This window comes from Pseudoduganella sp. GW821-FHT05F09 (assembly GCF_059419605.1).
Window position 1 is genome coordinate 156,309 of record NZ_JBWKSD010000005.1, and the last position, 24,758, is coordinate 181,066.

18 protein-coding genes are annotated in these 24,758 nt (G+C 60.1%); 10 read left to right on the top strand and 8 right to left on the bottom strand.

Annotation, left to right across the window (positions count from 1 at the left end; genetic code table 11):
- The first annotated feature begins 1 nt into the window (after position 1).
- Genes AC07S4_RS17565 through AC07S4_RS17575 form a run of 3 tightly spaced genes read left to right on the top strand, consistent with a single transcriptional unit; the run spans position 2 to position 4,819 of the window.
- Positions 2-1,174, top strand: coding sequence for a glycoside hydrolase family 88/105 protein (locus AC07S4_RS17565; protein WP_494987887.1), 1,173 nt, complete (start codon positions 2-4; stop codon positions 1,172-1,174).
- Between the two features lie 3 nt (positions 1,175-1,177).
- The gene (locus tag AC07S4_RS17570) at positions 1,178-3,538 is read left to right on the top strand and encodes a beta-galactosidase (RefSeq protein WP_494987888.1); all 2,361 of its coding nucleotides are present in this window, start codon (positions 1,178-1,180) and stop codon (positions 3,536-3,538) included.
- Positions 3,539-3,547: 9 nt separating this feature from the next.
- The gene (locus AC07S4_RS17575) at positions 3,548-4,819 is read left to right on the top strand and encodes a DUF2264 domain-containing protein (RefSeq protein WP_494987889.1); all 1,272 of its coding nucleotides are present in this window, start codon (positions 3,548-3,550) and stop codon (positions 4,817-4,819) included.
- 22 nt (positions 4,820-4,841) lie between these two features.
- Here the strand turns inward: AC07S4_RS17575 and AC07S4_RS17580 are convergent, their stop codons facing one another.
- The 3 genes from AC07S4_RS17580 to AC07S4_RS17590 form a co-directional block, all read right to left on the bottom strand.
- On the bottom strand, positions 4,842-5,903 hold the full coding sequence (locus AC07S4_RS17580; protein ID WP_494987890.1) for a hypothetical protein: 1,062 nt from the start codon (positions 5,901-5,903) through the stop codon (positions 4,842-4,844).
- A 65-nt stretch (positions 5,904-5,968) separates the two neighbouring features.
- Positions 5,969-7,273: a sugar MFS transporter gene (locus AC07S4_RS17585; protein ID WP_494987891.1), complete on the bottom strand. Its 1,305-nt coding sequence runs from the start codon at positions 7,271-7,273 to the stop codon at positions 5,969-5,971.
- 100 nt (positions 7,274-7,373) lie between these two features.
- Positions 7,374-8,036 carry a glutathione S-transferase family protein gene (locus tag AC07S4_RS17590; protein WP_494987892.1) on the bottom strand — a complete coding sequence of 221 codons (663 nt, stop codon included), beginning with the start codon at positions 8,034-8,036 and terminating at the stop codon, positions 7,374-7,376.
- A 186-nt stretch (positions 8,037-8,222) separates the two neighbouring features.
- Between AC07S4_RS17590 and AC07S4_RS17595 the strand changes: the two genes are divergently transcribed.
- The 6 genes from AC07S4_RS17595 to AC07S4_RS17620 all read left to right on the top strand — a co-directional run bounded on the left by AC07S4_RS17595 (position 8,223) and on the right by AC07S4_RS17620 (position 15,093).
- Positions 8,223-10,514: a dynamin family protein gene (locus AC07S4_RS17595; RefSeq protein WP_494987893.1), complete on the top strand. Its 2,292-nt coding sequence runs from the start codon at positions 8,223-8,225 to the stop codon at positions 10,512-10,514.
- A 1-nt stretch (position 10,515) separates the two neighbouring features.
- On the top strand, positions 10,516-11,031 hold the full coding sequence (locus AC07S4_RS17600) for a hypothetical protein (RefSeq protein WP_494987894.1): 516 nt from the start codon (positions 10,516-10,518) through the stop codon (positions 11,029-11,031).
- A gap of 218 nt (positions 11,032-11,249) precedes the next feature.
- On the top strand, positions 11,250-12,245 hold the full coding sequence (locus AC07S4_RS17605; protein WP_494988252.1) for a zinc-dependent alcohol dehydrogenase family protein: 996 nt from the start codon (positions 11,250-11,252) through the stop codon (positions 12,243-12,245).
- Positions 12,242-13,261, top strand: a complete 1,020-nt coding sequence (locus AC07S4_RS17610) for an LLM class flavin-dependent oxidoreductase (protein ID WP_494987895.1) — start codon at positions 12,242-12,244, stop codon at positions 13,259-13,261. The genes AC07S4_RS17605 and AC07S4_RS17610 overlap by 4 nt, the downstream gene beginning before the upstream one ends.
- A 380-nt stretch (positions 13,262-13,641) precedes the next feature.
- Positions 13,642-14,163 (top strand): hypothetical protein, encoded by a 522-nt coding sequence (locus tag AC07S4_RS17615; RefSeq protein ID WP_494987896.1) that lies wholly within the window; start codon positions 13,642-13,644, stop codon positions 14,161-14,163.
- 18 nt (positions 14,164-14,181) lie between these two features.
- Positions 14,182-15,093, top strand: coding sequence for a hypothetical protein (locus AC07S4_RS17620; RefSeq protein ID WP_494987897.1), 912 nt, complete (start codon positions 14,182-14,184; stop codon positions 15,091-15,093).
- 698 nt (positions 15,094-15,791) lie between these two features.
- On the opposite strand, the gene AC07S4_RS17625 is transcribed toward AC07S4_RS17620, so the two are convergent.
- The 5 genes from AC07S4_RS17625 to AC07S4_RS17645 all read right to left on the bottom strand — a co-directional run bounded on the left by AC07S4_RS17625 (position 15,792) and on the right by AC07S4_RS17645 (position 22,952).
- Positions 15,792-17,255, bottom strand: a complete 1,464-nt coding sequence (locus AC07S4_RS17625; RefSeq protein WP_494987898.1) for a trypsin-like serine protease — start codon at positions 17,253-17,255, stop codon at positions 15,792-15,794.
- A gap of 45 nt (positions 17,256-17,300) precedes the next feature.
- Positions 17,301-18,515, bottom strand: coding sequence for a hypothetical protein (locus tag AC07S4_RS17630; RefSeq protein WP_494987899.1), 1,215 nt, complete (start codon positions 18,513-18,515; stop codon positions 17,301-17,303).
- A gap of 477 nt (positions 18,516-18,992) precedes the next feature.
- Positions 18,993-19,748 carry a S1/P1 nuclease gene (locus AC07S4_RS17635; protein WP_494987900.1) on the bottom strand — a complete coding sequence of 252 codons (756 nt, stop codon included), beginning with the start codon at positions 19,746-19,748 and terminating at the stop codon, positions 18,993-18,995.
- 124 nt (positions 19,749-19,872) lie between these two features.
- Positions 19,873-21,828 (bottom strand): M6 family metalloprotease domain-containing protein, encoded by a 1,956-nt coding sequence (locus tag AC07S4_RS17640; RefSeq protein WP_494987901.1) that lies wholly within the window; start codon positions 21,826-21,828, stop codon positions 19,873-19,875.
- A 23-nt stretch (positions 21,829-21,851) separates the two neighbouring features.
- Positions 21,852-22,952 carry a hypothetical protein gene (locus AC07S4_RS17645; RefSeq protein WP_494987902.1) on the bottom strand — a complete coding sequence of 367 codons (1,101 nt, stop codon included), beginning with the start codon at positions 22,950-22,952 and terminating at the stop codon, positions 21,852-21,854.
- Between the two features lie 727 nt (positions 22,953-23,679).
- Between AC07S4_RS17645 and AC07S4_RS17650 the strand changes: the two genes are divergently transcribed.
- Complete coding sequence (locus AC07S4_RS17650; RefSeq protein ID WP_494988253.1) at positions 23,680-24,588, top strand: AbiJ-NTD4 domain-containing protein; 909 nt, start codon at positions 23,680-23,682, stop codon at positions 24,586-24,588.
- Positions 24,589-24,758: the final 170 nt, after the last annotated feature.

The following is a 24,758-nucleotide window of genomic DNA, read 5'->3' on the forward strand; positions in this document are numbered from 1 at the left end:
CATGATGAGAAGACGACTTTGTTTGAAAGCGGCGCTGGCCAGCGTGGCGGCCCTGTCCGCCGGCTGCACGCTGGGCGGCGTGGCACAGCCCGCCCCCGCCGGCGTGTCCAAGGCCGACGTGCTGGCCGCGCTGCGCCTGGCCAACGACTACTGGCAGCGCAACAACAGTCCCGCGCTGTGGTCATTCTGGGACGTGGCCGCCTACCACACCGGCAATATGGAAGCCTACTTCCTCACCGGCGAAGAGCGCTACCGGCAATACTCCACCGCCTGGGCCGAGCACAACCAATGGAGTTCGGCCCGCTCGGACGTGAAGGCCGCGTGGAAATACACCTACGGCGAAACCAGCGAGCACGTGCTGTTCGGCGACTGGCAGGTCTGCTTCCAGACCTATATCGACCTGTACAACCTGGACCCGGCCAAGGACCCGCGCAAGATCGCCCGCGCGCGCGAAGTGCTGGAATACCAGACCGGCACGCCGAACAACGATTACTGGTGGTGGGCGGACGGCCTGTACATGGTGATGCCGGCCATGGCCAAGCTCTACAAAGTGACCGGCGAGCGGCGCTACCTGGACAAGATGCACGACTACTTCCTGTTCGCCGACCAGCTGATGTATGACCAGCAAGCCGGCCTGTACTACCGCGACGCCAAATACATCTATCCCAAGCACAAGAGCAGCAACGGCGGCAAGGACTTCTGGGCGCGCGGCGACGGCTGGGTGTTCGCCGCGCTGGCCAAGACCCTGCCCTATATTCCGCAGGACCATCCCTCGCGCGCGCTGTATGTGGCGCGCTTCCAGCGCATGGCCCAGGCCCTGAAACCGGCGCAGCAGGAGCAAGGCTATTGGACCCGCAGCCTGCTCGACCCGGCGCACGCGCCCGGCCCGGAAACCAGCGGCACCGCCTTCTTCACCTACGCCTACCTGTGGGGCATGAACCAGGGCCTGCTCAGCCAGGCGGAATACGCGCCGGTGGTCAGGCGCGCCTGGACCTATCTGAGCCGGACCGCGCTGCAGCCGGACGGCAAGCTGGGCTATGTGCAGCCCATAGGCGAGCGCGCCATTCCGGGCCAGGTGGTGGACCAGAACGCCACCGCCTCCTTCGGCGTGGGCGCCTTCCTGCTGGCCGCCGCCGAACTGGCGCGCTTCCTCGACAAGCAAACATTGAGCTAATCCATGACACTACAGTTCTCTCGCCGCCGCCACTTACAAAGTGCGGCGGTTGCAGCAGCCACCACACTGCTGCCTTTTTCTTCCAGCGCCCAGGCCGCCGCCCGCTTCGCCATCGGCCAGGACGACTTCCTGCTCGACGGCAAACCGCTGCAGATACGCTGCGGCGAAATGCACTTTGCCCGCGTGCCGCGCGAGTACTGGCGCCACCGCCTGCAAGCCATCAAGGCCATGGGCCTGAACACCGTGTGCGCCTACCTGTTCTGGAACTACCATGAATGGCGCGAGGGCAAGTACGACTGGAGCGGCCAGCGCGACGCGGCCGAATTCTGCCGCCTGGCGCAGCAGGAAGGCCTGTGGGTGATATTGCGCCCCGGCCCCTACGCCTGCGCCGAATGGGAAATGGGCGGCCTGCCGTGGTGGCTGCTGAAACAGCCCGGCGACGCCTTCCTGCGCACCCGCAGCGACGCCTTCGTGCAGCCGGCGCGGCGCTGGCTGCACGAAGTGGGCCGCGCGCTGGCGCCCATGCAGATCACGCAGGGCGGGCCCATCCTCATGGTGCAGGTGGAGAACGAATACGGCTTCTTCGGCGAAGACCTGGACTACCTGCGCGTGATGCGCCAGGCGCTGCTGGACGCGCGCTTCGACGTGCCGCTGTTCCAGTGCAATCCCACCAACGCGGTGGCGAAGTCGCACATTCCCGAGCTGTTCTCGGTGGCCAACTTCGGCAGCGATCCGGCCACCGGCTTCAAGACGCTGGCCCAGGTGCAGCGCGGCCCGCTCATGTGCGGCGAATACTATTCCGGCTGGTTCGACACCTGGGGCGCGCCGCACCGGCGCGGCTCGGCCGACAAGGCCGTGGCCGACATCCAGGCCATGCTCAAGGCCAACGGCTCCTTCAGCCTCTACATGGCGCACGGCGGCACCACCTTCGGCCTGTGGGGCGGCTGCGACCGCCCCTTCCGTCCCGACACCAGCAGCTACGACTACGACGCACCGATAGGCGAAGCCGGCTGGACCGGCGACAAGTTCAAGGCCTACCGCGACGGCATCGCGCCGCTGCTGCCGGCCGGCGAAACGCTGCCGGACGCGCCGGCGCGCATGCCGGTGATTACCATTCCCGCCTTCGCCCTGCAGGAAAGCGCCGCCGTGATGGCCAACCTGCCCGCGCGCGCCATCAGCGACGTCTCGCCCAAGCCCATCGAGCAGTACGACATCAGCCGCGGCCTGGTGGCCTACCGCGCCACGCTGCCCGCCGGTCCGGCCGGCGTGCTGGCGGCGGCCAAGGTGCGCGACCTGGCCTGGGTGTTCGTGGACGGCAAGCAGGTGGGCACGCTGGACACGCGCCACCGCCGCTTCAAGGTGGCGCTGCCCGCGCGCAGCAAGCCGGCCACGGTCGACATCCTGCTGTACACGATAGCGCGCGTGAACTTCGGCGTGGAGATCCACGACCGCAAGGGCCTGCACGGCCCGGTCACATTCACGCCGCAGGAAGGCGAGGCGCAGGCGGTGGAAAACTGGACCATCCGCGCCATCGACTTCGACGCGGACGGCGTGCTGCCGCCGCTGGCGTGGCAGCGCGGCCGCGCGCAAGGCCCGGCCTTCTGGCGCGGCGGCTTCAGCGTGGACAAGACCGGCGACACCTTCCTGGACATGGCCGGCTGGGGCCAGGGCGTGGTGTGGATCAACGGCCGCTGCCTGGGCCGCTACTGGAGCATAGGGCCGACGCAGACCATGTATCTGCCCGGCCCGTGGATCAAGCGCGGCCGCAACGAAGTGGTGGTGCTGGACCTGACCGGCCCGCGCAGCGCGCGCATCGCCGGGCTGGCCGTGCCGGTGCTGGACCAGCTGCGTCCCGAACTGGACCTGGCCCGCCCGCCCAGCACCGCCAGGCTGCAGCTGGACGGCGCGGCGCCGGTGCACGCGGCCGAATTCGCGCCCGGCTCGGCCACGCAGCAGGTGATGTTCGCCGCGCCCGCCAGCGGCCGCCAGTTCTGCCTGGAATCGCTGAGCGCCTTCGACGGCAAGAGCTACGCCGCCGTGGCCGAGATCGCCCTGCTGGACAAGGCCGGCAAGCCGCTCAACCAGTCCAGCTGGACCATCGCCTACGCCAGCAGCGAGGAGGCGCGCAAGGAGGACGGTTCGGCGCTCAACGCCATCAACGGCCAGAACACCGACTACTGGCACACGGCCTACACCGGCGCGGCGGCCAGCACGCCGCATCCGCACCGCATCGTGATCGACCTGGGCAAGACGGTGGAAGTGGCGGGCCTGCGCTATGTGCCGCGCCAGGGCACGGCCGAGGTCACCGGGCGCATCAAGCAATACCGCATCTATATCGGCGACCAGCTCGTCACGGGCAACTAGGAGATTGAAATGGAACGACGCAACTTCATGCGCACGTTGGCGGCGGGTTCGGCCGGCTTGATGGGCGCCAGCGGCAACGCGCTCGCGGCCGGCGCCGCCGCAGCCAGCCCCGGCGCCGCCGGCAGCGACCGCGCCTACCTGCTGGGCCTGCTGCAAAAAATGTCGGACCCGGTGCTGAACGCCATGTCCCAGGGCCAGCTGCACAAGAAATTCGCGCTGGAACTCAGCCCCACCTGGGACGGGCGCGATCCCGCCGTGGCCTATCTGGAATGCTATGGCCGCCTGATCGCCGGCATTGCGCCCTGGCTGGCCCTGCCCGCCGACGGCACGCAGGAAGGCCGCTACCGCCAGCGCATGCAGCAGATGGCGCTGCAAAGCTATGTCCACTCGGTCGACCCCGCCAGCCCGGACTGCCTGCTGTGGAAAGGCCCCGGCCAGATCCTGGTGGACTCGGCCTACTACACCAACGCCCTGATGCGCGCGCCCAAGACCTTGTGGGAGCCGCTCGACAGCACCACCAAGCAGCGCATCATCGCCGCCATCAAGGGGCTGCGGCGCATCGAACCGCCCTACATCAACTGGATGCTGTTCGCCGCCATGAACGAAGCCTGGCTGATGTCCATCGGCGAGGAATACGACCCCATGCGCATGAACGTGGCGATCCGCAAAATCAACGAATGGTATGTGGGCGACGGCTGGATCAAGGACGGCGAAGCCTTCCATTTCGACTACTACAATTCCTACGTGATGTACCCCATGCTGGTGGAAATCATCGACGTGCTGGCCAAGTTCAAGGGACCGTTCTGGAACGGCAAACCGGAGGAGCTGCAAGCCCAGGCCGTGAAGCGCATGCAGCGCTACAGCGAGCACCTGGAGCGCTTTATCGGCACCGACGGCAGCTACCCGCCCATCGGCCGCTCGCTGACCTACCGCACCGCCGCCTTCCAGCCGCTGGCCCTGCTGGCCTGGCGCAAGCAGCTGCCGCCGTCGCTGCCCGAAGGCCAGGTGCGCGCCGCCCTGCACGCGGCGCACAAAGCCATCTGGACCGAGCCCAGCAACTTCACCAAGGACGGCTACCTGACCATAGGCTTCGTCGGCCACCAGCCCGAGCTGGGCGACTGGTACTCCAACAACGGCAGCATGTACATCGCCTCCGCCACCCTGCTGCCGCTAGGCCTGCCGGAAAGCGATTCCTACTGGACCGCGCCGGCGCAGGACTGGACGCAGAAGAAAGCCTTTGCCGGCAAGAAGTTCCCCAAGGATTACCACGTGAGCTACTAGCGCTTAGTTGATCTAGTTGCGCCTAGTAGCTTTCCTTGTTGATCATGAAGTGCATGCGGAAATTAATGTCCAGGATGGTCTTCGCGGTTTGCGCCGCTTCCTCCGCAGGCATGCGCAGCTGGCGCGCGTAGTGCTGCGCCAGCGCGCGCTCGGCCGCGTCATATTGCGCCAGGATGGCGGCGTACAGTTTCTTGTTGGCCTTGTCCTGCTGCGACCATTCCAGCAGGTTGTCGTCCACCTCGATGCGCGTGTTGTACGGCGTTTCCCTCACCCAGGGCCGCAGCACCGCGTTGGTCCAGGCCTGCTGCACGCTGGCGCGCACCCGCGCGGTGGGCTGCCAAGGGCCGTCGTCCTTGCCGCTGCCGAGGGTGCGGTCGAGCAGCGCCGCCAGCTTTTGCAGCGCCGGCGGCAGCAGCTGTTCCGCGCGCTTCACCTGTGGACGGAACTGGACTTCGCAAGCCAGCCTGGGTTCGCCCGAGACGGTCTGATACACCTTCCAGTTACCCGAAAAGCCGCCCGGCTCGGCGATATACATCATCCACAAGGCACCGCTTTCGTTGCTAAAGATAAAGGGCGCGCGCCAGCCGTCGCTGAACGGCGGCGCCAGCCTGGCGTTGCGCTCATCCGGCGAGACGCCGAAGTAGTCCTTCACGCTCATGGCCTGGTCCACCATGCGCACCCGGTGCATATCGCCGCGCCAGCCGAAAGGCACTTCCTCCACCACCAGGCGCTTGCCGTTGGCCGGCGCGGTTTGCCAGTAGATGCTGCGCGGCTTGTATTCGGGCAGGGGCACCTGGGTGAAGACTTCGGGGTCGAATTCGAGTACATCGCCGGCGGTCACGCTGGTGCTCTTGGGGGCGAGCACCAGGTCGCTGCTGAAGTCGTCCGGGATCGCGTCCGGATGCGTCCACGGCAGCACGCTGCCGGATTGATGCGCCAGCTTGGCCAGCTGCAGGGCAGCCTGGCACTCGGCCACGTTTTTTCCATTTTCCAGCCGCGGCCATTCCTGGGCCGCGGCGCCGGCCGACGCCAGCGCCAAAGCCAGCGTGGCCGCCGTACCGTAATACAATTTATCCAGATTCATGGCATTCCATTTGATTCAGACATGCCCATCTTACAACGGATGCGAATCCGGACGGTCTCCGCTGCCTACTGTTGCGCTTCCGGGAAGGCGTTGGTGGCGCGCGCGCCCCACAGCGCATAGAACAGCACGTACAGTTCGCACGCCGCAGTCAGCAGGAAGGAAGTCTGCAGGCCGTAGATGTCGGCCAGCCAGCCCTGCACCACCACCAGCGCGCCGCCGGCGATGGCCATGATCAGCAAGCCGGCGCCTTCTTCGGTCAGCGGGCCCAGGCCTTTGATGCCCAGCGTGAAGATGGTGGGGAACATGATGGAATGGAACAGGCCCACGGAAATCAGCGCCCACATGGCGGTCGGGCCGGTGCTGAAGGTGGCCACCAGCATGACGACGCAGGCGCCCACGCTGGCGGCGGCCAGCACGTGCTCGGCGGAAATGGAACGCATCAGCACGCTGCCGATGAAGCGGCCCACCATCATGCCGCCCCACAGCAGGAACAGGTAGTGCGACGCCTGCTCATGGTTGACATTGCCGATGTTGGGCTGCGATACGAAGTTGATGAACAGATTGGCCACGCCGATTTCGGCGATCAGATAGATGAAGATGGCCGGCACACCGAACACCAGGTTGCGGTGCCGCCACAGCGAATGCGAGGCGCGCTCGGCCTTGGACACGCGGCTGGTGGCCGCGCCCATCTCCGGCAGCGGGAAGCGCGCGATGATGACGGCCAGCACGACCAGCACGCCCGCCACGATCAGGTAGGGCAGCTGCACCGCCTGCGCGTCCGCCAGGCGCTCGGCCTGCGTCAGCACCTGGTCGGCGCCCGCCGTGCCGGCGTTGGAGCGGCCGAGGATCAGGTAGCCGCCGAACAGCGGCGCGAACATGGTGCCCAGCGAGTTGAAGGCCTGCACCAGGTTCAGGCGCGAGGAGGCGGTCTGCGGCGTGCCGACCACGGCCACGTAGGGATTGGCCGCCACTTGCAGCAGCGTAATGCCGCAGGCGATCACGAACAGCGCCACCAGGGTGACGATGTAGGACGGCAGGCGCGCGGCCGGTATCATCATCAGCGCGCCCAGCGCCATGATGGACAGGCCCACCACCAGCGATTTCTTGTAGCCGACGCGCTCGATCAGGCGCGCGGCCGGAATGGAGGCGACAAAGTAGGCGATGAACCAGACCGACTCGATCAGCGTGGTCTGCGTGTAGTTCAGCTCGAACACGCTGCGCAGGTGCGGCAGCAGCGTGTTGTTGATGACGGTGATAAATCCCCAGGTAAAGAACAGGCTGGCAAGCAGCGACATGGCCGACTTGTAGCTGGCGGTGGCGGGCACTTGCCCGGTGGAATTGGTACTGACGGAAGCAATCGGCGCAGCCACGGAACGTCCCCTGAAATCTTATTTTGGAGCCGTCCATGCTAGAGGGTTCTGCTATTCAATACCAATAACTAAATTGCTCGGATCTATATCGATTTTGATATTAGTCGCGGTCCGGCGCCCCCAGCGGGAACAGCGGCCGGAACACGCGCGCCTCGTCCACCGCGCGCGCCACGGAGGGGCGTGCCAGCAGGCGTGCGCGGTAGGCGCGCAGCAGCGGGTACTGCTCGCCTATGCTGTGGGTCCAGTCCGCGTAGAACAGCGACGGGGCGGCGGCGCAGTCCGCCAGCGTGAACGCCTCGCCGGCGGCCCAGGTGTGTCCCGCCAGATGGCCTTCCAGCCAGGCATAGGCCAGCTCCAGCTTGCCGCTGGCAAAGGCCAGCGCTTCTTCCCGCTTGGCCGCCACGCCGGTCAGCGCGCCGCCCACCGCATGCTGCATGGGGCTCATGACGTGCAGGTCGAAGAAGCGGTCGAGGAAGCGCACGTCCAGCGCGGCCATGGGCTCGGCGGGCAGCAGCAGCACCGGTCCGGCATGCGCCAACTGCAGATACTCGATGATGATGCTGCTCTCCGCCACCTGGCGCCCGCCGTCCAGCAGCAACGGGAACTTCTGCAAGGGCCAGCGCCTCAGCCACTCCGCCGCGTGCTGCGGCGTGTCCGGCCCCAGGGTGCGGAAGTCAAACGACAGGCCGTTTTCATACAGCGCAATCAGCACCTTCTGCGTGTAGGAGGAAAACGGATGGCCATACAGTGCGAGCTCGCTCAAGATTGCATCTCCTTGTTGTTGTCCTTGTCTCTTGGGCGGCTGGTCGGCAGCCCGGCATGGCTAGATTACCACCGGCGGGGGCGCCCGGCACGCCACGCAGTAATTTCAGACATTTTTGACTAAAGTGTTGCACACTCAGACAAATCGGTCTAAGATTCAGTCATCAATGCCACGTAAGGGACTGAAATGAACACCGAAACGCTGGAAGAGCAACTCAAGGCCTTCCTCATTGCAAAACGCGACGAAGCAGGCTTGTCGCAAAGCGACGTCGCCGCCCGGTCGGAAGTGTTCGGCATGGGGCGCCTGCTGGACCAGCGCGCCGTGTCGCGCATCGAGCAGGCGCCCTTGTCCTCGGACGCGCTCAAGATCGCCGCCTATATGACCGCAGTGGGGTGCACGCCCACCGACTACTTCAATGAATTGTCCCGATTAACCATACAAGCAGAAACGGACCCGAACATGGCCACCACCCCACACAGCGGCATCTACGACAAGCTGGCCCAGGCGCATGCCAGGCTGGAGCAGGCGCAAGCCGTCATCGCCGCTGCGGACGACGCTTACATCGGCTCCCTGCAGCTGGGCGAGACCTTCGAGCGCAGCCACGCGCTGCTCAACGGCCTGCAGCGCAAGCCCGTGATCGGCTGCTTTGGCCACTTCGACGCCGGCAAGTCCACCCTGCTGAACACGCTCATCAACGATACGGTGCTGCCTACCAAGTACCAGCCCGCCACCTCGGTGATCAACCTGCTGATGCATACGTCGGACCGCCCCGCCGCGCTGGTCGGCAACGTGGCCGTGTTCAGCAAGGGCTTCATGCCGCACATGATCCACGACCCGGTCCTGGTCGCGCAGCACCTGATCGAGCAGGGCGACGGCGAGCTGCTGCGCCGCTACGGCATGCACCAGCACGACAATGAACTGGCGCAGCAGGCCTACGTGGCGGTGGTGTTCTCGGCGGCGGACATCCTGAACCAGGTGTGGCTGCTCGACACGCCGGGCCAGCTGGGCGACGGCGACGACTCCGACACCGACAAGGCGCTGGCCGGCGTGGAGCTGACCGACGGCATCGTGTTCATGTCCAACCACACCGGCTTCCTCAAGGACAGCGACCTGGGCTTTGCCGCCAACGTCATCCGCGCGCGTCCGCCGGCCAAAGGAAACGACAGCCTGGAGCACCTGCTGTTCGTGCAGTCGCACTGCCATGGCGAGATTCCGGCAGCGGACGTCGACGACGTGGGCCTGAGCGCCTTCCGCCGCGTCAAGCGCCAGCTGGACAATATGATCTTCGGCGCGTGGATGGAGGAACAGCACATCGACACGCTGCCGAGCGCGGAGCAGCTTGCCGCGCGCGTCCAGCCGTTCTGGCGCGAGAACGACCTGTACCGCAGCGCGACCTTGCGCCGCGTGCGCGACATGGCGGCCACGCTGACCGCCAGCTACGACGCGATTGTCGACCAGCGCATAGCCCAGACCATGGAGCACATGGTGGCGGCGCTGCAAATGGCCGTCGACCAGCTCTCGTTCCGCAAGGAAGACACGATCCAGCGCGTGCGGGAGGTGGAGCAGCAGGAGGCCCGATTTCGCGGCGAGGCTGGCGAACTTGTAGCCAAGTTCAAAGCGCTGATCGCCTCGTGCCCGCAGCGCAAGAAGCACGACCTGGAAACCATAGGCAACTACTACCGCGTGCAGGCGTCCGCCGAGAGCATCGAACAGCTGATCCACGACACCTACACGGACAAGAAGGAAGCCCAGGGCGAAGTGGTGAACTACCTGTCCCAGCTCTTCACCGCCAAGCTGGAAAGCGTGCTCAAGACCAGCGGCCGCTCGATTTCCGCCGAGGTCGACACCCTGCTGCAGCGCTGGCAAAGCGCAGCGCCGGCGATGGCGGCGGCAAGCGCGTCGGCGCCGGGCGCCAAGCTGGACATGGACCTCTCCGCGTTCAACTCGCGCGCAGCCTTCGTCGGCGGCATGGCGGGACTGGGCAGCCTGGGCGCCATGTCGCTCTACGTGGGGACCATCGCCAGCAACCTGGGCGCCTATCTGATGGTCGGCAAGGCGGCCGGCGTGATGGCCTCGCTCGGCATGGTGGGCAGCGTCACCTCGGTCACCTCCTTCGTTGCCGCGATTGGCGGCCCGATCACGATAGGCATCGCGATCGCCGCCGCCATCGGCTATATGTTCTACCGCCTGCTCGGCGGCTCGTGGCAGAAAAGCCTGGCCGGCAAAGTGGCCGACGGGCTGCGCGAGAACAAGCTGCTGGGCCGCCTTGAACAGCCTGTCGATGCGTTCTGGGCCAGCACGGAGCAAGCCATGGGCGCCGGCCTGAAAGAGCTGATCCAGCAGACCGACGAGCATATCGACGGCCTCAAGCGCGATGCCGCCATGGCCTATGACCCGGCCCAGCTCGACCAGGCTATGCACACCGTCACGGCGGCGCTCGCTTCCATGCGCGCCGCCGAGACCAGCCTGGCAGCGTGACATGGTCTGGTTCCTGCTAGCACCCTTGGCGGCGGCCTACGGCGCCAAGAAACTCTACGATGCATTGACGGAACCAGACCAGCCGTCCACTCCGCCGCCCCGGTCCGCGCTCAGCCTGGCAAAGGACGAGCGTACCCGCGTGCGCAAGGAGGCCATCAAGGACGGCTTTCTTGCGCAGTGCAAGCGGGTGGGAACGGGGATAGGACAGGCAAGGCTGGCGGGTGGCCTGGGGCCGGTGACGCTGGACACCGAAACCCCGGGCCTCATCAAAGCCGACTTCGAAGGCTATGGCCGGGCACTGGCGGTACTCAACGGCGCCCGCCAGTGCCTGGACGGCGGCCGCTTCGACAGCGAGCCCGGCCTGTGCCTGGAACTCAAGGTGCCCACCTTGGAAGACTGGCACGCCACGCTGCTCGGCAAGGCGGAAGCCGATTACGGCGGCATGGCCGGCATCACCGCCAGCCACGCTTACGACAGGGAGCAAGACCCCTTCCTGGCGGCGCTGCGCAGCGTATAAAGCGGCGCGCGGCGCAGCTCAGTTCAGCGCCAGCGTCTTGCGCCCAGTGCACATAGGCGCTGGCCGCCCAGCTGCGCCGGGCCTTCAACACCATGCGCCAACAGCGTCACGCAGCGATTGTTTCGAATCGGTGGAAACTGCATCCACTCCGGCCCCGTTGTTGCGCCGCCGCCCGCTCACTACACTGGACTCATCCATCCACCTCACCGGAGCAAATGATGAACCAGACGATGAAAGCAGTTGTGCTGAGCACCTTCGAAATCCCAATGGCCGTTACGGAAGTGGCGCGGCCCGTTGCAGGCCCCGGCCAGGTGCTGGTGCGCATCCACGCCAGCGGCGTCAATCCGCTGGACCTCAAGATTGCCGCCGGCAAGGCCGACCACGCCAACGTCACGCTGCCCGCCATACTCGGCATCGACATGGCCGGCGTGGTGGAATCGGTCGGCGCCGGCGTGCAAGGCTATGCGCCCGGCGACGAGGTATGGGGCATGACGGGCGGCGTCGGCGGCGTGCAGGGTTCGCTGGCTGAATACGCCGCCGTGGATGCCCGCCTGCTGGCGCGCAAGCCTGCAAGCATCGGCATGCGCGAAGCGGCGGCACTGCCGCTGGTCTTCATCACCGCCTGGGAAGGCCTGGTGGACCGCGCCCGCGTCACGGCCGGCATGAAAGTCCTGCTGCATGGCGGCGCCGGCGGCGTGGGCCATATCGCGGTGCAGATCGCGCGCTCCTTTGGCGCACAGGTCTACGCCACCGGCAGCGCTTCACAGCGCGCCACCATCGAGGGCTACGGCGCCGTCTTCATCGACTACCAGGCCAGCACCGTCGAAGAGTACGTGCAGCAGCACACCGGCGGCGAAGGCTTCGACATCGTCTACGACACCGTCGGCGGCGCCACGCTGGACGCCTCCTTCCAGGCTGCGCGCCGCTACCACGGCCACGTGGTCAGCTGCCTGGGCTGGGGCACGCATGCGCTGGCGCCGCTGTCGTTCCGCGCCGCGACCTACTCCGGCGTGTTCACTCTGCTGCCGCTGCTGAGCGGCAAGGGCCGCGAGAACCACGGCGCCATCATGGCCGAAGCAGCCAAGCTGGTGGACGCCGGCCAGATCAAGGTGCTGCTCGACCAGCACCGCTACTCCCTGGCCGACGCAAGCGACGCCCATGCCGCCATGCAGTCCGGCGCCGCGCGCGGCAAAGTGGTGGTGGAGGTAGCATGAGCCGTCTGGCCGGCATCCCGCTGTCTGCGCTGGACGTGGTGCCGCAGCGCGCCGGCGGCACCACCGCCGACGCGCTGCAAGAAGCGCTGGCCTACGGCCGCGAGCTGGACCGCCTCGGCTTTCAGCGCCTGTGGCTGGCCGAACACCACAATCTGTCCGGCGTGGCCAGCGCCGCCACCGCCGTGCTGATCGGGCAGATTGCCGCCGCCACGTGCAGGCTGCGGGTCGGGGCCGGGGGCATCATGCTGCCCAACCACGCGCCGCTGGTGGTGGCGGAAAACTTCGGCACGCTGGAAACCCTGTTTCCGGGACGGATAGACCTCGGCCTGGGCCGCGCGCCCGGCACCGACCCGGAGACCATGCGGGCGCTCCGGCGCAGCGCAGGCGACGGCGCCAGCTTCCCGGACCAGGTGGCCGAAGTACAAATGCTGCTTGGCCGCGAAACACCGGGCCAGCGCGTGCGCGCCGTTCCCGGCGCCGGCACCGAAGTACCGATCTGGATACTGGGATCGGGCAGCCACGGCGCCGCGCTGGCTGCGGAGCGCGGCCTGCCGTTCGCCTTCGCGGCGCACATCGCGCCCCAGGCCATGCTGGAAGCAGCAGCCCAGTACCGCAGCCGTTTCAAACCATCCGCCGCGCACGCCCAGCCTTACCTGATGGTCTGCCTGCCCGTGATGGCCGCCGATACGGACAACGACGCGCGCTTCCTGGCCACAACCATGTACCAGCGCTCGCTTGCCCTGGTGCGCGGCGAAGGCCTGACCATGCTGCCGCCCGTTCCCGAAACCAAGCTGCAATGGAGCGCGGCCGAGGAGCGCGCGGTGCGCGGCATGCTGGACGCCGCCGTCGTCGGCGGGCCGCAAACGGTGGCGGAGGGCCTCGAGCGCGTTCTCGCGGCGACGCAAGCCGACGAACTGATGCTCAGCTCGAATTTCTACCACGCCGCCGACCGGCTGCGCTCCAGTGAAATCGTGGCCGGACTGCGCGCACGCACGGGCCGTTTAGCGAAAAGCTAGTGTCCGTCGATAAAATTAAGACCATTTTGTCACCGGATAAACCTCACCAGTGCCGCATTCTGCTGCGTCACGTCATCTCCACAGCAGTACCAACCTAGGAGACGCGCGGGTCTACTCACCAGTGGATACGCCAATCTTATTTATAAGGTCGGCCATCCCTCCAAATTCCCAATCCAGATCAGGCGGAGATCACGAAGGGCCACGCCCACTCCGGCGGCCTTTTAAACTCTCTTAATGGGCAATATTAGAAAATGCTTGACAGCCTTGATCTAAAAAAGTAATTTAGTAATGTTGTACGTTAATTAATAATAGTATCAATGTAGAAGTCACTCACCAACCGTCACTACTGGCATTTTTAGACATCCATCACCGGGATATTTATGAAAATTAAAGCAATCGGACTGATTTTTTCACTTGTTTTGGCCAATCTTGCCTCTGCTGTGAACGCTGTCGAGCCTGTTAAAGAAAGCAGTCAAGCCCGCGAACTAGCTTTCCTGGCGGCACCAATAAAAAATGCAGCTGACTTGCAAAGCTACCTTGAGATGACTCAGGGTCGGTATAGCCCGTTAAACAAGCTTCCTAAGGACGACCGTGATCGCTTTTTACAAAGTATTACTTGGAATGAACGTGGGGTGACAGGTTTCTCCGCAGTATCTTTCCAAAACTCTTCGGCCACTGAAGCTTTTCAAATTCTCGCTTTGTTCGGAATCCAACATGTTACACCTCTTGTGCGCCCAGCTGTACGAAGCTTAACGGACAAAGTCATACTTTCCCAAAAGGAAGACGGCGGAGCAACCACGCTGGGGGAAGGTGGTCCAGAAAAGGATTATGAGGGTTATCGCTGCTCTGCTCGTGCTACATGCTCCTCTTCGCCTGGCGACGTTTGCACGAGTAATTGCTAATCAGGGGTGGCCACCAGTATGAGTATTACCACAAAAAAGTTTATCCTCAGTATTAAGCTCATGCTGGTAGCCATGGGAATTAGCCAATCATCGTTTTCATCAGAAAACTATTCCATCTATGATGAGAGCAAGATATTTATTGAAGAATACCGAGAATTAAAAAAACATGATCTAGAAGATTCACAGATCAGGACTACGCTGCTGAACAACTACAATGGTTTAAGTTGGAAAGCCATTGATAGTTTCAGCAATATTTCGAATCGCGACATTCAAAGCATTTTCGAAATATTGAACTTGGTAACGTTTTTCACCAACGACACACTCATTACTAGAAAGTTTGCACAAGTTGCTTTTGAACTGAGACACAGAGGGCTCTTAAATAAAAGCCAAAGCGATGATACCCTGAAGTCCTTGATATCGGCAAGACTATTCGAAGACGCAGATTATTTTAGAAAAAATTACACAGAAAACAGTCAACCCACGCCGATACTGAAAAATTTAATCGACACACCCACGCAATCTCTGATTGAAATTTCAGATGATAGCAATTTAATTGAGCGAAAAGAATTTAAATTTCCTTCGGGAGGGTTTGTGATAATTGTGGGAGCCCCTCTGTGTCACTTTTCGCTGGAAGCTACAGAAGCAATCGATTCTGACATATTATTAAGCAGCAGGCTGGCCGGTCGAGTCCGATGGATTGCCCCACAATCTCGAGGGGCATCCTTCGATTCAATAAGACAATGGAATGAGATTCATCCTAATACGAAATTCTCAATAGCCTATCAAGCATCAGAATGGCCACAAATTAGCTCTTGGGAAACTCCAAATTTCTATTTTTTCCGCGACGGAATTCTTGTGGAAAAATTAACTGGATGGCGGCCTGGTTACAAAAATAAGCTTGAAGTCAAACTGGAATCCATCGGTCTTTAATAAGCCGTACACTCATATCGTCGCCGATCGATATTTACCGAAAACTGCAGGAGTGGACTTTCCGCGCGGTGGGCGACAAGCTGGAAACGGATCCGCCTATCGTGGAAACGCCAGTACGCAGCGGCAAACTGCTGCAGGGCGCCCGGTTATGTTCTCAAAGACGGCGCCGAACAATCAGGCGGTCGGGGTAGGTGGGCGGCATGTCAGGCAGACATAGGGGCGCTGGGACGGACGCCGGAATCCGGCGCGCACCCAATCAAGTAAATGAAGAATGCGGAGAAGAGCAACGCCGCGAAGCGATGGGAGCAATGCTGCTGGGGGTGTACGACTAGTGGCAGACCGCCAATAACGTGCGGCACTTGGTCGCCAAGCGCTTGGTGGACCTGTCGAGGTGGGCCAAGTCATCGCAAAATTAACGGTTCTTACTGCAGAGTGTAACCCTGGCGTGACCCCGCCAAAATTTTAGTGGCGGGAATATGTGCCTAGAACCATAACTTTGCCGCGGCCGGAAGCATAACCTTGCCGCTCAGATCCCCACACCCGAACTCCCTGCTTAGAAAGAAAGTCGCAGAATTTTCGCCAGGCTGAGATGGTGTCGGAACCATAAATTTGCCGCAGCGAGATTTCGGAACCATATCTTTGCCGCTCCGATCACGTCGAGGCCGATCTTCCCGCCCACCTGAATACACCATGCTGTTTTACGCCGCGGGTGTTCTTGGCGGCAGGGAAGCTGTGGCACCGGGAAGACACGCACCAATTACGGCACGCAGTTCCGCTTCCTTACATAACCAGTTTCGAATAGTGGGACTACCAAGATTTGTGTTCTGGACATAAAAATTCTTGCAGCTGGATGCCGACCCCGTAGACGTGATTGCAAATATCTTGTGTGGTCCGTCGTGGAGCCCCCCATCATAGTCTCCTTCGTAAATGGGACCACCCGAGTCGCCATGGCAACTGGCGCTATCGTTACCGGATGGTGAATATAGCCAACCAATCTTGCCAATGCCTTGGGTGAGGGCTGCACCAACATGCCAACCCACCTCGATCGCATTTTGCATTTCAAGGTTACGGCTACCACTGAGTCCGTTGTCTCCATACCCTGCCAACGTAATTCGGTCTGGTGGGGCATCGCGAAACTCGATCAGCGCGATCGTTGCGCCTTGACGAGGCATCGACAAAATCAGATACGCAACATCGTTTCTTTTGTCTCCTGCGCTATATTGAGCATGGGGAACCGCCGCGCGCACTGTGAGCAAATCGAAATCCAGGCATTGTTCATAGCGAGTCTCGGCGTCGAGTGTGTGTTTGCATTGATCAAGGACGGACAGCCGAAAAGTAGGAAGTCTCACCTTCAGGCTGGTCGTAGCGTAACCCACTACGCAATGCGCTGCGGTCAAGACGATGCTTGGTGACAGCAGCGTTCCCGTGCATGTCCCCCCGTCCGGCAAGTCTATGATGGCGACTTCAAGGAAACCTGCGGGGTTAAACGGACGTTGACGTCGACCGGCTAAGCCGACGCCCACACCTGATCCAGGCTTTCCAGTTGACCTGGACGCTACGAGCGGCAACGCGGTATTTGGCGCTTGCGGTTCGGGTATCCCAGGGCTGACCACCGCGCAATTATTTCCGCATCCGACCCGCGGCACACGTTTACGAGGCGGCGGCGTCTCGTCCTCCCGTTTCGGTGAATCGACTGGCTGGTCGCCAAATCGGACTAGTGCATGTCGATATGCTTCGAGCGAGGCATGAGGCTGAGCCTCCCATACGATACGCGGATCAATCAGTTTTTTCTTCGTCAAATTATCAAATGCATTTCTATTCGCATCGTGGCTGGCTTTAATTAATGCCTTATTAATCTCTTGGCTGGATGCACTCTTTGATGATAACGCTTGGGCATATGCCGTCAGCAAATCCTGGCGCGCGTGACTGTTCAGCTGTTCCCATGTCGTGCGTGGCAGTGGTGGTTTCTCAATGCCGAAATCACCCAACTTCCTTCTCATGGCCAGCATCGCCGCGTCTGTCTTTGCGGTGCTCGCATTCGTCGCTGGCACCGCGCGAAGATCCAGCTTCTGGGTTCCCCGGTCTCCCCTCAATGACACGTTTAATCTGTCTTCTTGAGCAAACGTATCCGATATTGAACAGGTGACGATCAAGGTGACCATTACCACGGCATAATGGAGTCGGCGCATGACAGTAAGTCCTACAAGTCAAAGGTGTACTTGAGCGAGTATTCGCTCGACAAAACCGTCTAGCAATGACTGCTGGCGCCCGCCCAACCAACGGTGCTGAATATTAAAGTCTCGTTTCTGCCACCTTTTGCTTGCAACCGCCTCTCGAACGATAACTGCCAAGCGACGGTAGGAAAAATACGCAGAAACACCAAAATCTTTTCCTGGCTTTTGAAGTAAGTCTTCGCGGACACTCGTAGGCAATGGACGAGTATCGGCGAGCGTCGTCATCTTTCGCCAGCATCCCGGCTGGCGCTGTTCTAGGCGCACGCTGAACCCGTGCAACAGGTCGCGAGTTGCATCCACCGCCATAGCCATCTTCTCCTCGTAGTGATCGCCCGCGTCGATCTGTTGATCTTCGACAAAATCCCGAAAAGCATGTTCGGCATTGGTAATCCCTTCATGAAACACTAGGTCCTGTATCCCATGGAGGGCGTATCCCAGAAGATATAATGCTGCACTTGGACGCTGCGCCAGACATAGCTGGGCGGCCTGAGTCAAGTATGCACCCGACCATTCCTCATAATGTCCGGGCGCCGAGTCGACATCGAGCGGGACTGGCAGTGCCGTCAACGGGTCGTTGCCGGTTTGGGCGTGGGCAAGAGGATTGCCCCATTCATAAAAATCTGGATCTCTTGAGGCGTCTTGCAGAACTGCCAGTGCCGCTGAGGACCATACTGTGCCATCGCTCTTCGATTGGGCCGCGGCACCCTGTCCAGTAATTTCGTAGTGCCCTTGGGCACCAATATGTCCTAGGAACTGCCCAAACGGCAGACCACCACTCTTCGCGAAAGGAATGACACCTTTGGCGTTGTAATCACGCCGTCGATAAATTTGGGCGACGCATGGGCCTTCTTCTGCGTCGGCACAAGCGTCGCGTGCGGCCAGCGCCATAGAGTCTTTGTGCTTTGGATCTATCTCGATCTTCTTCATTTCAAGTTCATAGTCTCTGTCTAGCACGACCTCGATCGCTCCAGCGCGCATCCCTGCCCCAACGCCGTTGCAGATGCTCAAATGCAGAACATCGCGAGACAGGATCACCGGCCGCAACTTCTTGTTTGGCGCATAGATGCGATGCTTCAGCACGCTAATTGCATGCGGGCTACAGTCGGAAAATTGCAAACGCTGCGCGAGCGCAGGGGAAAGGGTAAATGCAGCACAAGCGAAGATGAAGAAATGGCGAAATCCGGACATTTTCTGCTCCTTGGCAAAATAATACGAATCTATTCGCGACGATTCCAACGATTGAAATATCACAACATCTCACCAAGAACTTGCGCATTGCGATGACACGTGCCAGCGCCGACGGCAAATTGAATCGGACGCCAATTTCCGTTGGCCTTCGGGATTCGCGAGAGCACAGGCTCGGCTCGGCTTAGGGCGGAAAGAGTCTGGGTAAGGCACACTCGGCGCTTAGATTCAATTTTCGTCGCGCCAACTTCAAGGCCACAGGGCTTTGAGCACTTGGGCGAACCGAGTGCCGGCACGCTGTAATTGTTCTTTGACTATTCCACTGGCCTCAGACTGATAGTCGACCGGCAGCCGCACCTTCCACATGTTTGTCGGCACCGACGTACCGGGTTTCGGTGGTGCGCAACTTCCTTGCGGGCTGGAAACCCGCTTCGCTTGAATAATCACGTTTCTCGACGCTCGGTTAGCGACTCTCAGGCTTTACGTCGCCCATTCACGCGGCAGCAGCTCTAGGTCATCCGCCGCTATCGGCGACGGACTGGGGACTTCATGGAGCGCGGAACCAAACGCGGCGCTACCCGATACGCTGGCTACGCCCATCGCTGCGTTGACATAGATGTCGTCCCAGAGACTATGCAACGCCGACGTCCCCACGCAGAGCGTGTTGCCGCCGACAGTGGAAGTAAGCTGCGCTATGTCTTGCGTCGCTGGCACGATGAAGGTCTTGTGGGCGACATAGGCCGTTCCAACATGCAGGGGCTGGTGTAAATCACCCATCATATGGGTGAGGATCATTAGTGCGTCACGTGGCAGAAAGTTGTGCCGCGCATCAGTTGGATGAGCACCTTTTAGGACCAAGATTGCATCTCTAAGTGTTTGAACGATGTCTTCCTCACTGGCACCTACCGCATCGCCGTGGTAGGCCGTAAGTTGAAATGGCGCATCGGTATAGTGGTAATGCTTGTGACGTGGATTGCGGTCGACATAGTCTTTCATGTCAGGAGTCAAAGGTGCATTGCAATAACCCTTAGCGCAATCGGCCCAAAGGGTAGCCATCGCCAATGTCGTGCCAGGTCCAAGGATTTGCGCGACACGCTGCTCCGCATTGCTGCCTCGGATCAACTCGCCTGCTATATAGCCCACCGTTTCATGTCCAGTTCTTCCCCAAGCCCAACAGGAATTACTTAGAGCTAGACCCAGCAGTCCAAGCGCGATATATCCTCGATACTGATGCATAATTAAATCCTTAGGGGCCTTGGAACATTCCTGCGGCCTAAGAGTGCGACCGTTCGGCTCTCTGTTCGGGTCTCTGTTCGTCTCGGCAAGGCTTAGGAGGACGGCCCAGAGAAATCACATAACGCTATTTCACCTGTATTGATGTTGCATTCAGGGCAGGGCGGGCCTGATCACGTAAAGCACGCCCAACAGTGGCATTTATTGTCACCTCTTTATTTAAGACGCTCGACAGCGTCGCAGGTTCGCTAGTTCCAGCGGCATCAAGAGGGCGTTCCAGAGCCATTTGTGGCGTCACCTCGATCTCTTCACCATTTTTATCGACCAGAACGATCCGGCGCGTCTTGCGGTCAAACAAATTAGTACCCGAATTAATCAAAGTTCCAGACACCTGAACAGTTGTACCCAGCGCTGCGGCTGAGGCCTCAGCAACCGACACGTTAGGCGAACTCGACGCCACAAGTACAATCTGCGCGGGGTCCACTGCGTCAGCCGCTGCCGCCACCGCTACTGCTGGCAAAGGAGGCATCCCCGAGCAACTGTTGCGTGTAACAAACACGGCAGCTGAGATGCCATCGGCAACCCGAGCAATATTGCAGATCGAAATTCGCCCGTCGGACGCTGGCTTGCCAGTCGCGTCGAAGGATATCTTCGCTACGCTCCCTGGGAAGATATCACCGCTGTCGCCTCTGAAATTGTCAGACATCATCCGCTCCAAGCCATCCGCTTCCACTAACGCAACACCTCTATTTGAGTTCACTGCATTGACACGATTACTCGGTAATCCCGCTTTGACAGCCGTCTCGTTTACCCGCCAGATTTGTAATCCTTCAGCAGGGATATTCCGATTGAATCCAGTGCGTCTGGTTGCGTTCAATATATAGTACAGTTTTGACGAAATGTTTATTCGGTACGCTATTCGACTGTCCTCAATCGAAGTTAAATTCAGCTTTGCATTGTCGTGGTCAATTTCCTTTACGGCAATCCAACCAAGGTAGGCCTTTGCCCAAGGTGACATGTGCGTCGGGGTCTCTGCACTTTTACCATCGGCACCCCACGAGCCTGCAGCCATTAGGCACCAATGACCCAGACCCGCTGTTCTGCCATCGCTGGGATCGGTATCATACAAATCGGGCAGACCGAAGGCATGACCAAATTCATGGGCGAAAACGCCAATTTGTATCATCGTCTGCCGATCACAGGCGAGCGCCGGCATTACAACGTAGTCGTCGATAGCTATAAAACCGCCCCCCTTACGCGGCGTTGTCGTGGTGAATTCCTTACGCCCCCAACTCGTGATGCTAGAGCGGTGAGACCAAATACTTCCTGGATTGTCTTGGCATTCACTGCCAGAATTTGGCTGAACTAAAGCGACAAAGTCGACAAAACCGTCATCGTCTCCTGAGTTAGGTATGCCATCTGGTCCGTCGTTGTCGTACTGTCCCCAATCCACATCTTTGCTAGCCTGAAGCGCATCAAGCACATAATCGGCTACTTTCGACTGGTTACATAGTCCGTAGCATGGGGTAAGTTTACCGTTTTTGTCCAGGTAGTCCTTGCCCACGTAATAAACACTGCTTTGTTTGAGTTTGGTCCAATTTCGTACCGTCCCTTTTACTGTCAGCGCACCGCCCGACACTTCACTATAGTAGGCGCTCATCGTACCCGTCTTCCAAGGCCCGTCGAACAATTCTTGTTGCAACTGCGCTACCGGGTAAGGAACCTTGGCCGTCTCCGGAAAATACGTCATGATTACCGGAATGTTGCGCGTTCCGGAAACGAACTCTGGTGAGAAGCCCAAGGGTGTGGGTGCAGCATTCAGGCCAAGCAAGCCCTGCATCTTGTTCGAGAACTGGCTTTGTTCGCTAAGTATGGCCAGATTACTGGACAATCCGAGGACGCGAGCCACCGTCGCTCGGGCGGCCACATCATAAAGGGCGCGTTTATAGGTAAATGCTTGCGGGTGACTGTCGAGGCGCTCAAAATAGGCATCAGGGAATGAACCACCTGCTATGGGTGGCGCGGTAGCGAAAACTGCGGTCGGAAATACCAGTGCCGCAATTACGAAAAAAAACGCACGCATACATTTCTCCTGGTTCAATTAGCTCACTTGACTTTAGTTGTGAAGCGGCGTCCAGTTGCTGATACCGGCAGAGTGAACTCGACAGGCTGCGGAGTGGCAGCTCCCCCAACAGGCGCTGCTACCGCCGCAATTCCATTCCCTATAGGCGCCGCTGCCAAAGCGTCGAGTTCTTTATTCTTCGCCGCTGCAACTGATTTGAATGATGCCTTAGTTTTATCACTGAATTTATCGAGCTCGGCAATAATGACGGACGAATTGAAACCTGGCTTGGGTTGCCCGCCCGCATCGAGTGGCATGCTGGCATCAGGCAGACCTGACAACGCCGGAATAATCTGAGTTGTGCGTGTCCCCAGCGAAGACGCCTCCTTGTAGAGCCACCAAAATGCGCCTGCTTGGCGCGGTGATATCGCGCCTGGTGGATTCAAGAGAGCGCCAAGACGCTCTAGAACCTTTTGATCCTGCGCCTCGGTAACACGACTCAATCCATCACTGCTTTGCTCCGCAACGACGGTGCCGCTCTTAATAGCATCACGCGCTAAGGCAGCAATATGCATGGGTGAACAGATTTTTTGGTTATCAACTAACGCAGCCGAGGCATCGTCATAGCTTGCAACGCCTGCGTTGAGGACTGCTTGCTGATGCACTGAAAGCGCTCGTTTTGTTAAATCTTGAACGCTAGATACGTTTTCTGCAGAGAACAAAAAATTCTTAGTATAAATATCCAATCCGGCAAATGCGGCACCGGTGGCCAACGCTACATTACCGGAGGCATTTTTACGATCGGAATGCAGCGCCATGATGCCCGATGCAAGTGTGCCCAACATTCCTACCGCATCCCGCGAAAAGAGAATCCATTTCTGCGTCTCCCCAGCAGATTGGAAGAAGTCGTCGCAATTGACATAGATTAGCGAAAAACCCGACTCCACCATTCGCGTCGCGTATGCTGGGTCGTACGAATGCTCGATCTTGAAGGCATCGTCATGGGCATCGATAAATTTCTTAGCCAGCCCCTTGGTTGCCCCGCTATCAATGGGGCCCTTCGCGTTGAAGACTGCAGATGGGCCGACGGTCGTAACGCAGCCCGCACATAAAAAGAGTAGGGGCAGAGTGAAAGAGCTTTTCATCGTGCGATTCCTTGCGTTTCGTCAAGTTACCAGTCACCATTCCATGCTAACCATTAATCTATAGCATTTCGTTATCGAAATAATCACACATTGTCACATGCGACATTTGAACAACGTAATAGCGCAATTTCGGTCTAGAAAATGCTCAGCAAGGACGAGCTACGCGGCCACAAGTATGTTCGGCTGCTCGCCGAGTTGATGCTGTCCTGTTACCCCTCCTTCCACTGCCTGACGAGCGCCGCCACGCGGTCGTATGACCCCTCGCAAGCTAGTTCCTTCAAGTCCTCGTGGATCGGCTTCTTGCGTCGCTGCTTGCGCGGCTTGGCCGTCTCGGCCTTGAGCCACCCGGACAACGGCAATGAATATTTGTCTCCAGCGCGCTGGACGCTCGCCGCTCCACATAGGCGGGCTCTGTGATTTCCGGGCGCAGATAGTATCGGACGGTGTTCTTCGAGATGCCCAGTCGCCTGGCAATCTCCCTGAGGGGGACCTGGTCACGCAAGTGCAGCGTCAAATTATGCCTAGCAATGCCACGTCGATAACTCCGTTTTCCTGCCAATGAGACAGGCGGATTGTGCTTCAAACGTGGGGCAGATTCGTTTGCAAATACTGGGGAAAATGGGTCGATTTTCGGTGCAAATCAACAGATGCGTATAATTCCCGGTTCAGCAAGCCACACCGCATCAGTGTTAGACAACTTCACCAAAAAAAACGAGGTCACGAAATGATGAGCGAATACTTTAGCGATAGGGAATTGGGGCCTCGCGCACGAATCGAGCAGGAGCTCACGCCGGCAGTTTGGATGGGGATCGTGGCCACCATCGACAGCCTGCAGCAAAGCGGCGCCTTCGGGGTTCGCTATCCTCAATCTTGCCTCGATGGGCAAGCAATTTGCGGCCATGACGCCCAGTCACTGGGCCGCGCGGTCAAAGCTCACATGCCTGGCTTGGATTGGCCGCTGCAGGTCGACCAAGAGGACACCGAGCGGTTTAATTACAAGCGCATTCCCTTCGCGCCAGCAACGCCTCTGGCGCTCGACCTTATCGAATTTGTACATGACTCGATCGCGAAACCGATCTTAGGGTTTCATCACGACTTCGCACGCCACCACCACCTGACGTTCGACCAGTTGGCAGGCCAAGAAGCATTCCGCGCTGACATTAACCTTCTGTTCGCCCGGAACGGCGTCGCGTACGAACTGCAACTCAACGGTCGCATCTCGCGCGTACTGCCGATAGTAATCGGCGAGGAACTCAAACGCACTCAATTCCAAACGGGCGAACGGACACTCGACCTCTTCCTCGATGAGTGCCGTACCAAGTTCTCAAGCCGTGATCCGCTAATACGCCGTGAGGCGCTAGAGCGCCTATGTGATGCATGGGAACGGCTCAAGACCCTGCCCGGATCCAATAAGCCGGAATCCATGCGGCGCATGCTCGATGCGGTCACCCTGGACCAACCAATGCGCGACCGCTTGGAAAAGGAGGCCTTAGAGTTAACGGACATTGCCAATGCCCATCTGCTGCGGCACAGCGAAATGAAACAAGCTGCGGTCATCGACGTCGATCAGGTGGACTACTTGTTCCATCGCCTGTTTGCGATGATTCACCTGCTACTCAAGAAGCGGCTGCCATGATGGCCCCGAAACAATCCCGCGTGCGGTGCTCAACCGCACTATCGGCACCCACCTACGAATAGGTAGCATCGGCGCGAAGCGGCGATCATGCCAATGATCGCCATTGAGACTGAGCAGGCTGAGCTCGGAATGTCTGGTTCGCTACGGTTTTGATTCAGGGGTCTTGAGCA

Excerpts from the sequence above, each read along its gene's own strand:
- AC07S4_RS17565 (WP_494987887.1), top strand. The coding sequence starts at position 2 with ATGATGAGAAGACGACTTTGTTTGAAAGCGGCGCTGGCCAGCGTGGCG.
- AC07S4_RS17570 (WP_494987888.1), top strand. The coding sequence starts at position 1,178 with ATGACACTACAGTTCTCTCGCCGCCGCCACTTACAAAGTGCGGCGGTT.
- AC07S4_RS17575 (WP_494987889.1), top strand. The coding sequence starts at position 3,548 with ATGGAACGACGCAACTTCATGCGCACGTTGGCGGCGGGTTCGGCCGGC.
- AC07S4_RS17580 (WP_494987890.1), bottom strand. The coding sequence starts at position 5,903 with ATGAATCTGGATAAATTGTATTACGGTACGGCGGCCACGCTGGCTTTG.
- AC07S4_RS17595 (WP_494987893.1), top strand. The coding sequence starts at position 8,223 with ATGAACACCGAAACGCTGGAAGAGCAACTCAAGGCCTTCCTCATTGCA.
- AC07S4_RS17600 (WP_494987894.1), top strand. The coding sequence starts at position 10,516 with ATGGTCTGGTTCCTGCTAGCACCCTTGGCGGCGGCCTACGGCGCCAAG.
- AC07S4_RS17605 (WP_494988252.1), top strand. The coding sequence starts at position 11,250 with ATGAACCAGACGATGAAAGCAGTTGTGCTGAGCACCTTCGAAATCCCA.
- AC07S4_RS17610 (WP_494987895.1), top strand. The coding sequence starts at position 12,242 with ATGAGCCGTCTGGCCGGCATCCCGCTGTCTGCGCTGGACGTGGTGCCG.
- AC07S4_RS17615 (WP_494987896.1), top strand. The coding sequence starts at position 13,642 with ATGAAAATTAAAGCAATCGGACTGATTTTTTCACTTGTTTTGGCCAAT.
- AC07S4_RS17620 (WP_494987897.1), top strand. The coding sequence starts at position 14,182 with ATGAGTATTACCACAAAAAAGTTTATCCTCAGTATTAAGCTCATGCTG.
- AC07S4_RS17625 (WP_494987898.1), bottom strand. The coding sequence starts at position 17,255 with ATGGTCACCTTGATCGTCACCTGTTCAATATCGGATACGTTTGCTCAA.
- AC07S4_RS17630 (WP_494987899.1), bottom strand. The coding sequence starts at position 18,515 with ATGTCCGGATTTCGCCATTTCTTCATCTTCGCTTGTGCTGCATTTACC.
- AC07S4_RS17635 (WP_494987900.1), bottom strand. The coding sequence starts at position 19,748 with ATGCATCAGTATCGAGGATATATCGCGCTTGGACTGCTGGGTCTAGCT.
- AC07S4_RS17640 (WP_494987901.1), bottom strand. The coding sequence starts at position 21,828 with ATGCGTGCGTTTTTTTTCGTAATTGCGGCACTGGTATTTCCGACCGCA.
- AC07S4_RS17645 (WP_494987902.1), bottom strand. The coding sequence starts at position 22,952 with ATGAAAAGCTCTTTCACTCTGCCCCTACTCTTTTTATGTGCGGGCTGC.
- AC07S4_RS17650 (WP_494988253.1), top strand. The coding sequence starts at position 23,680 with ATGAGCGAATACTTTAGCGATAGGGAATTGGGGCCTCGCGCACGAATC.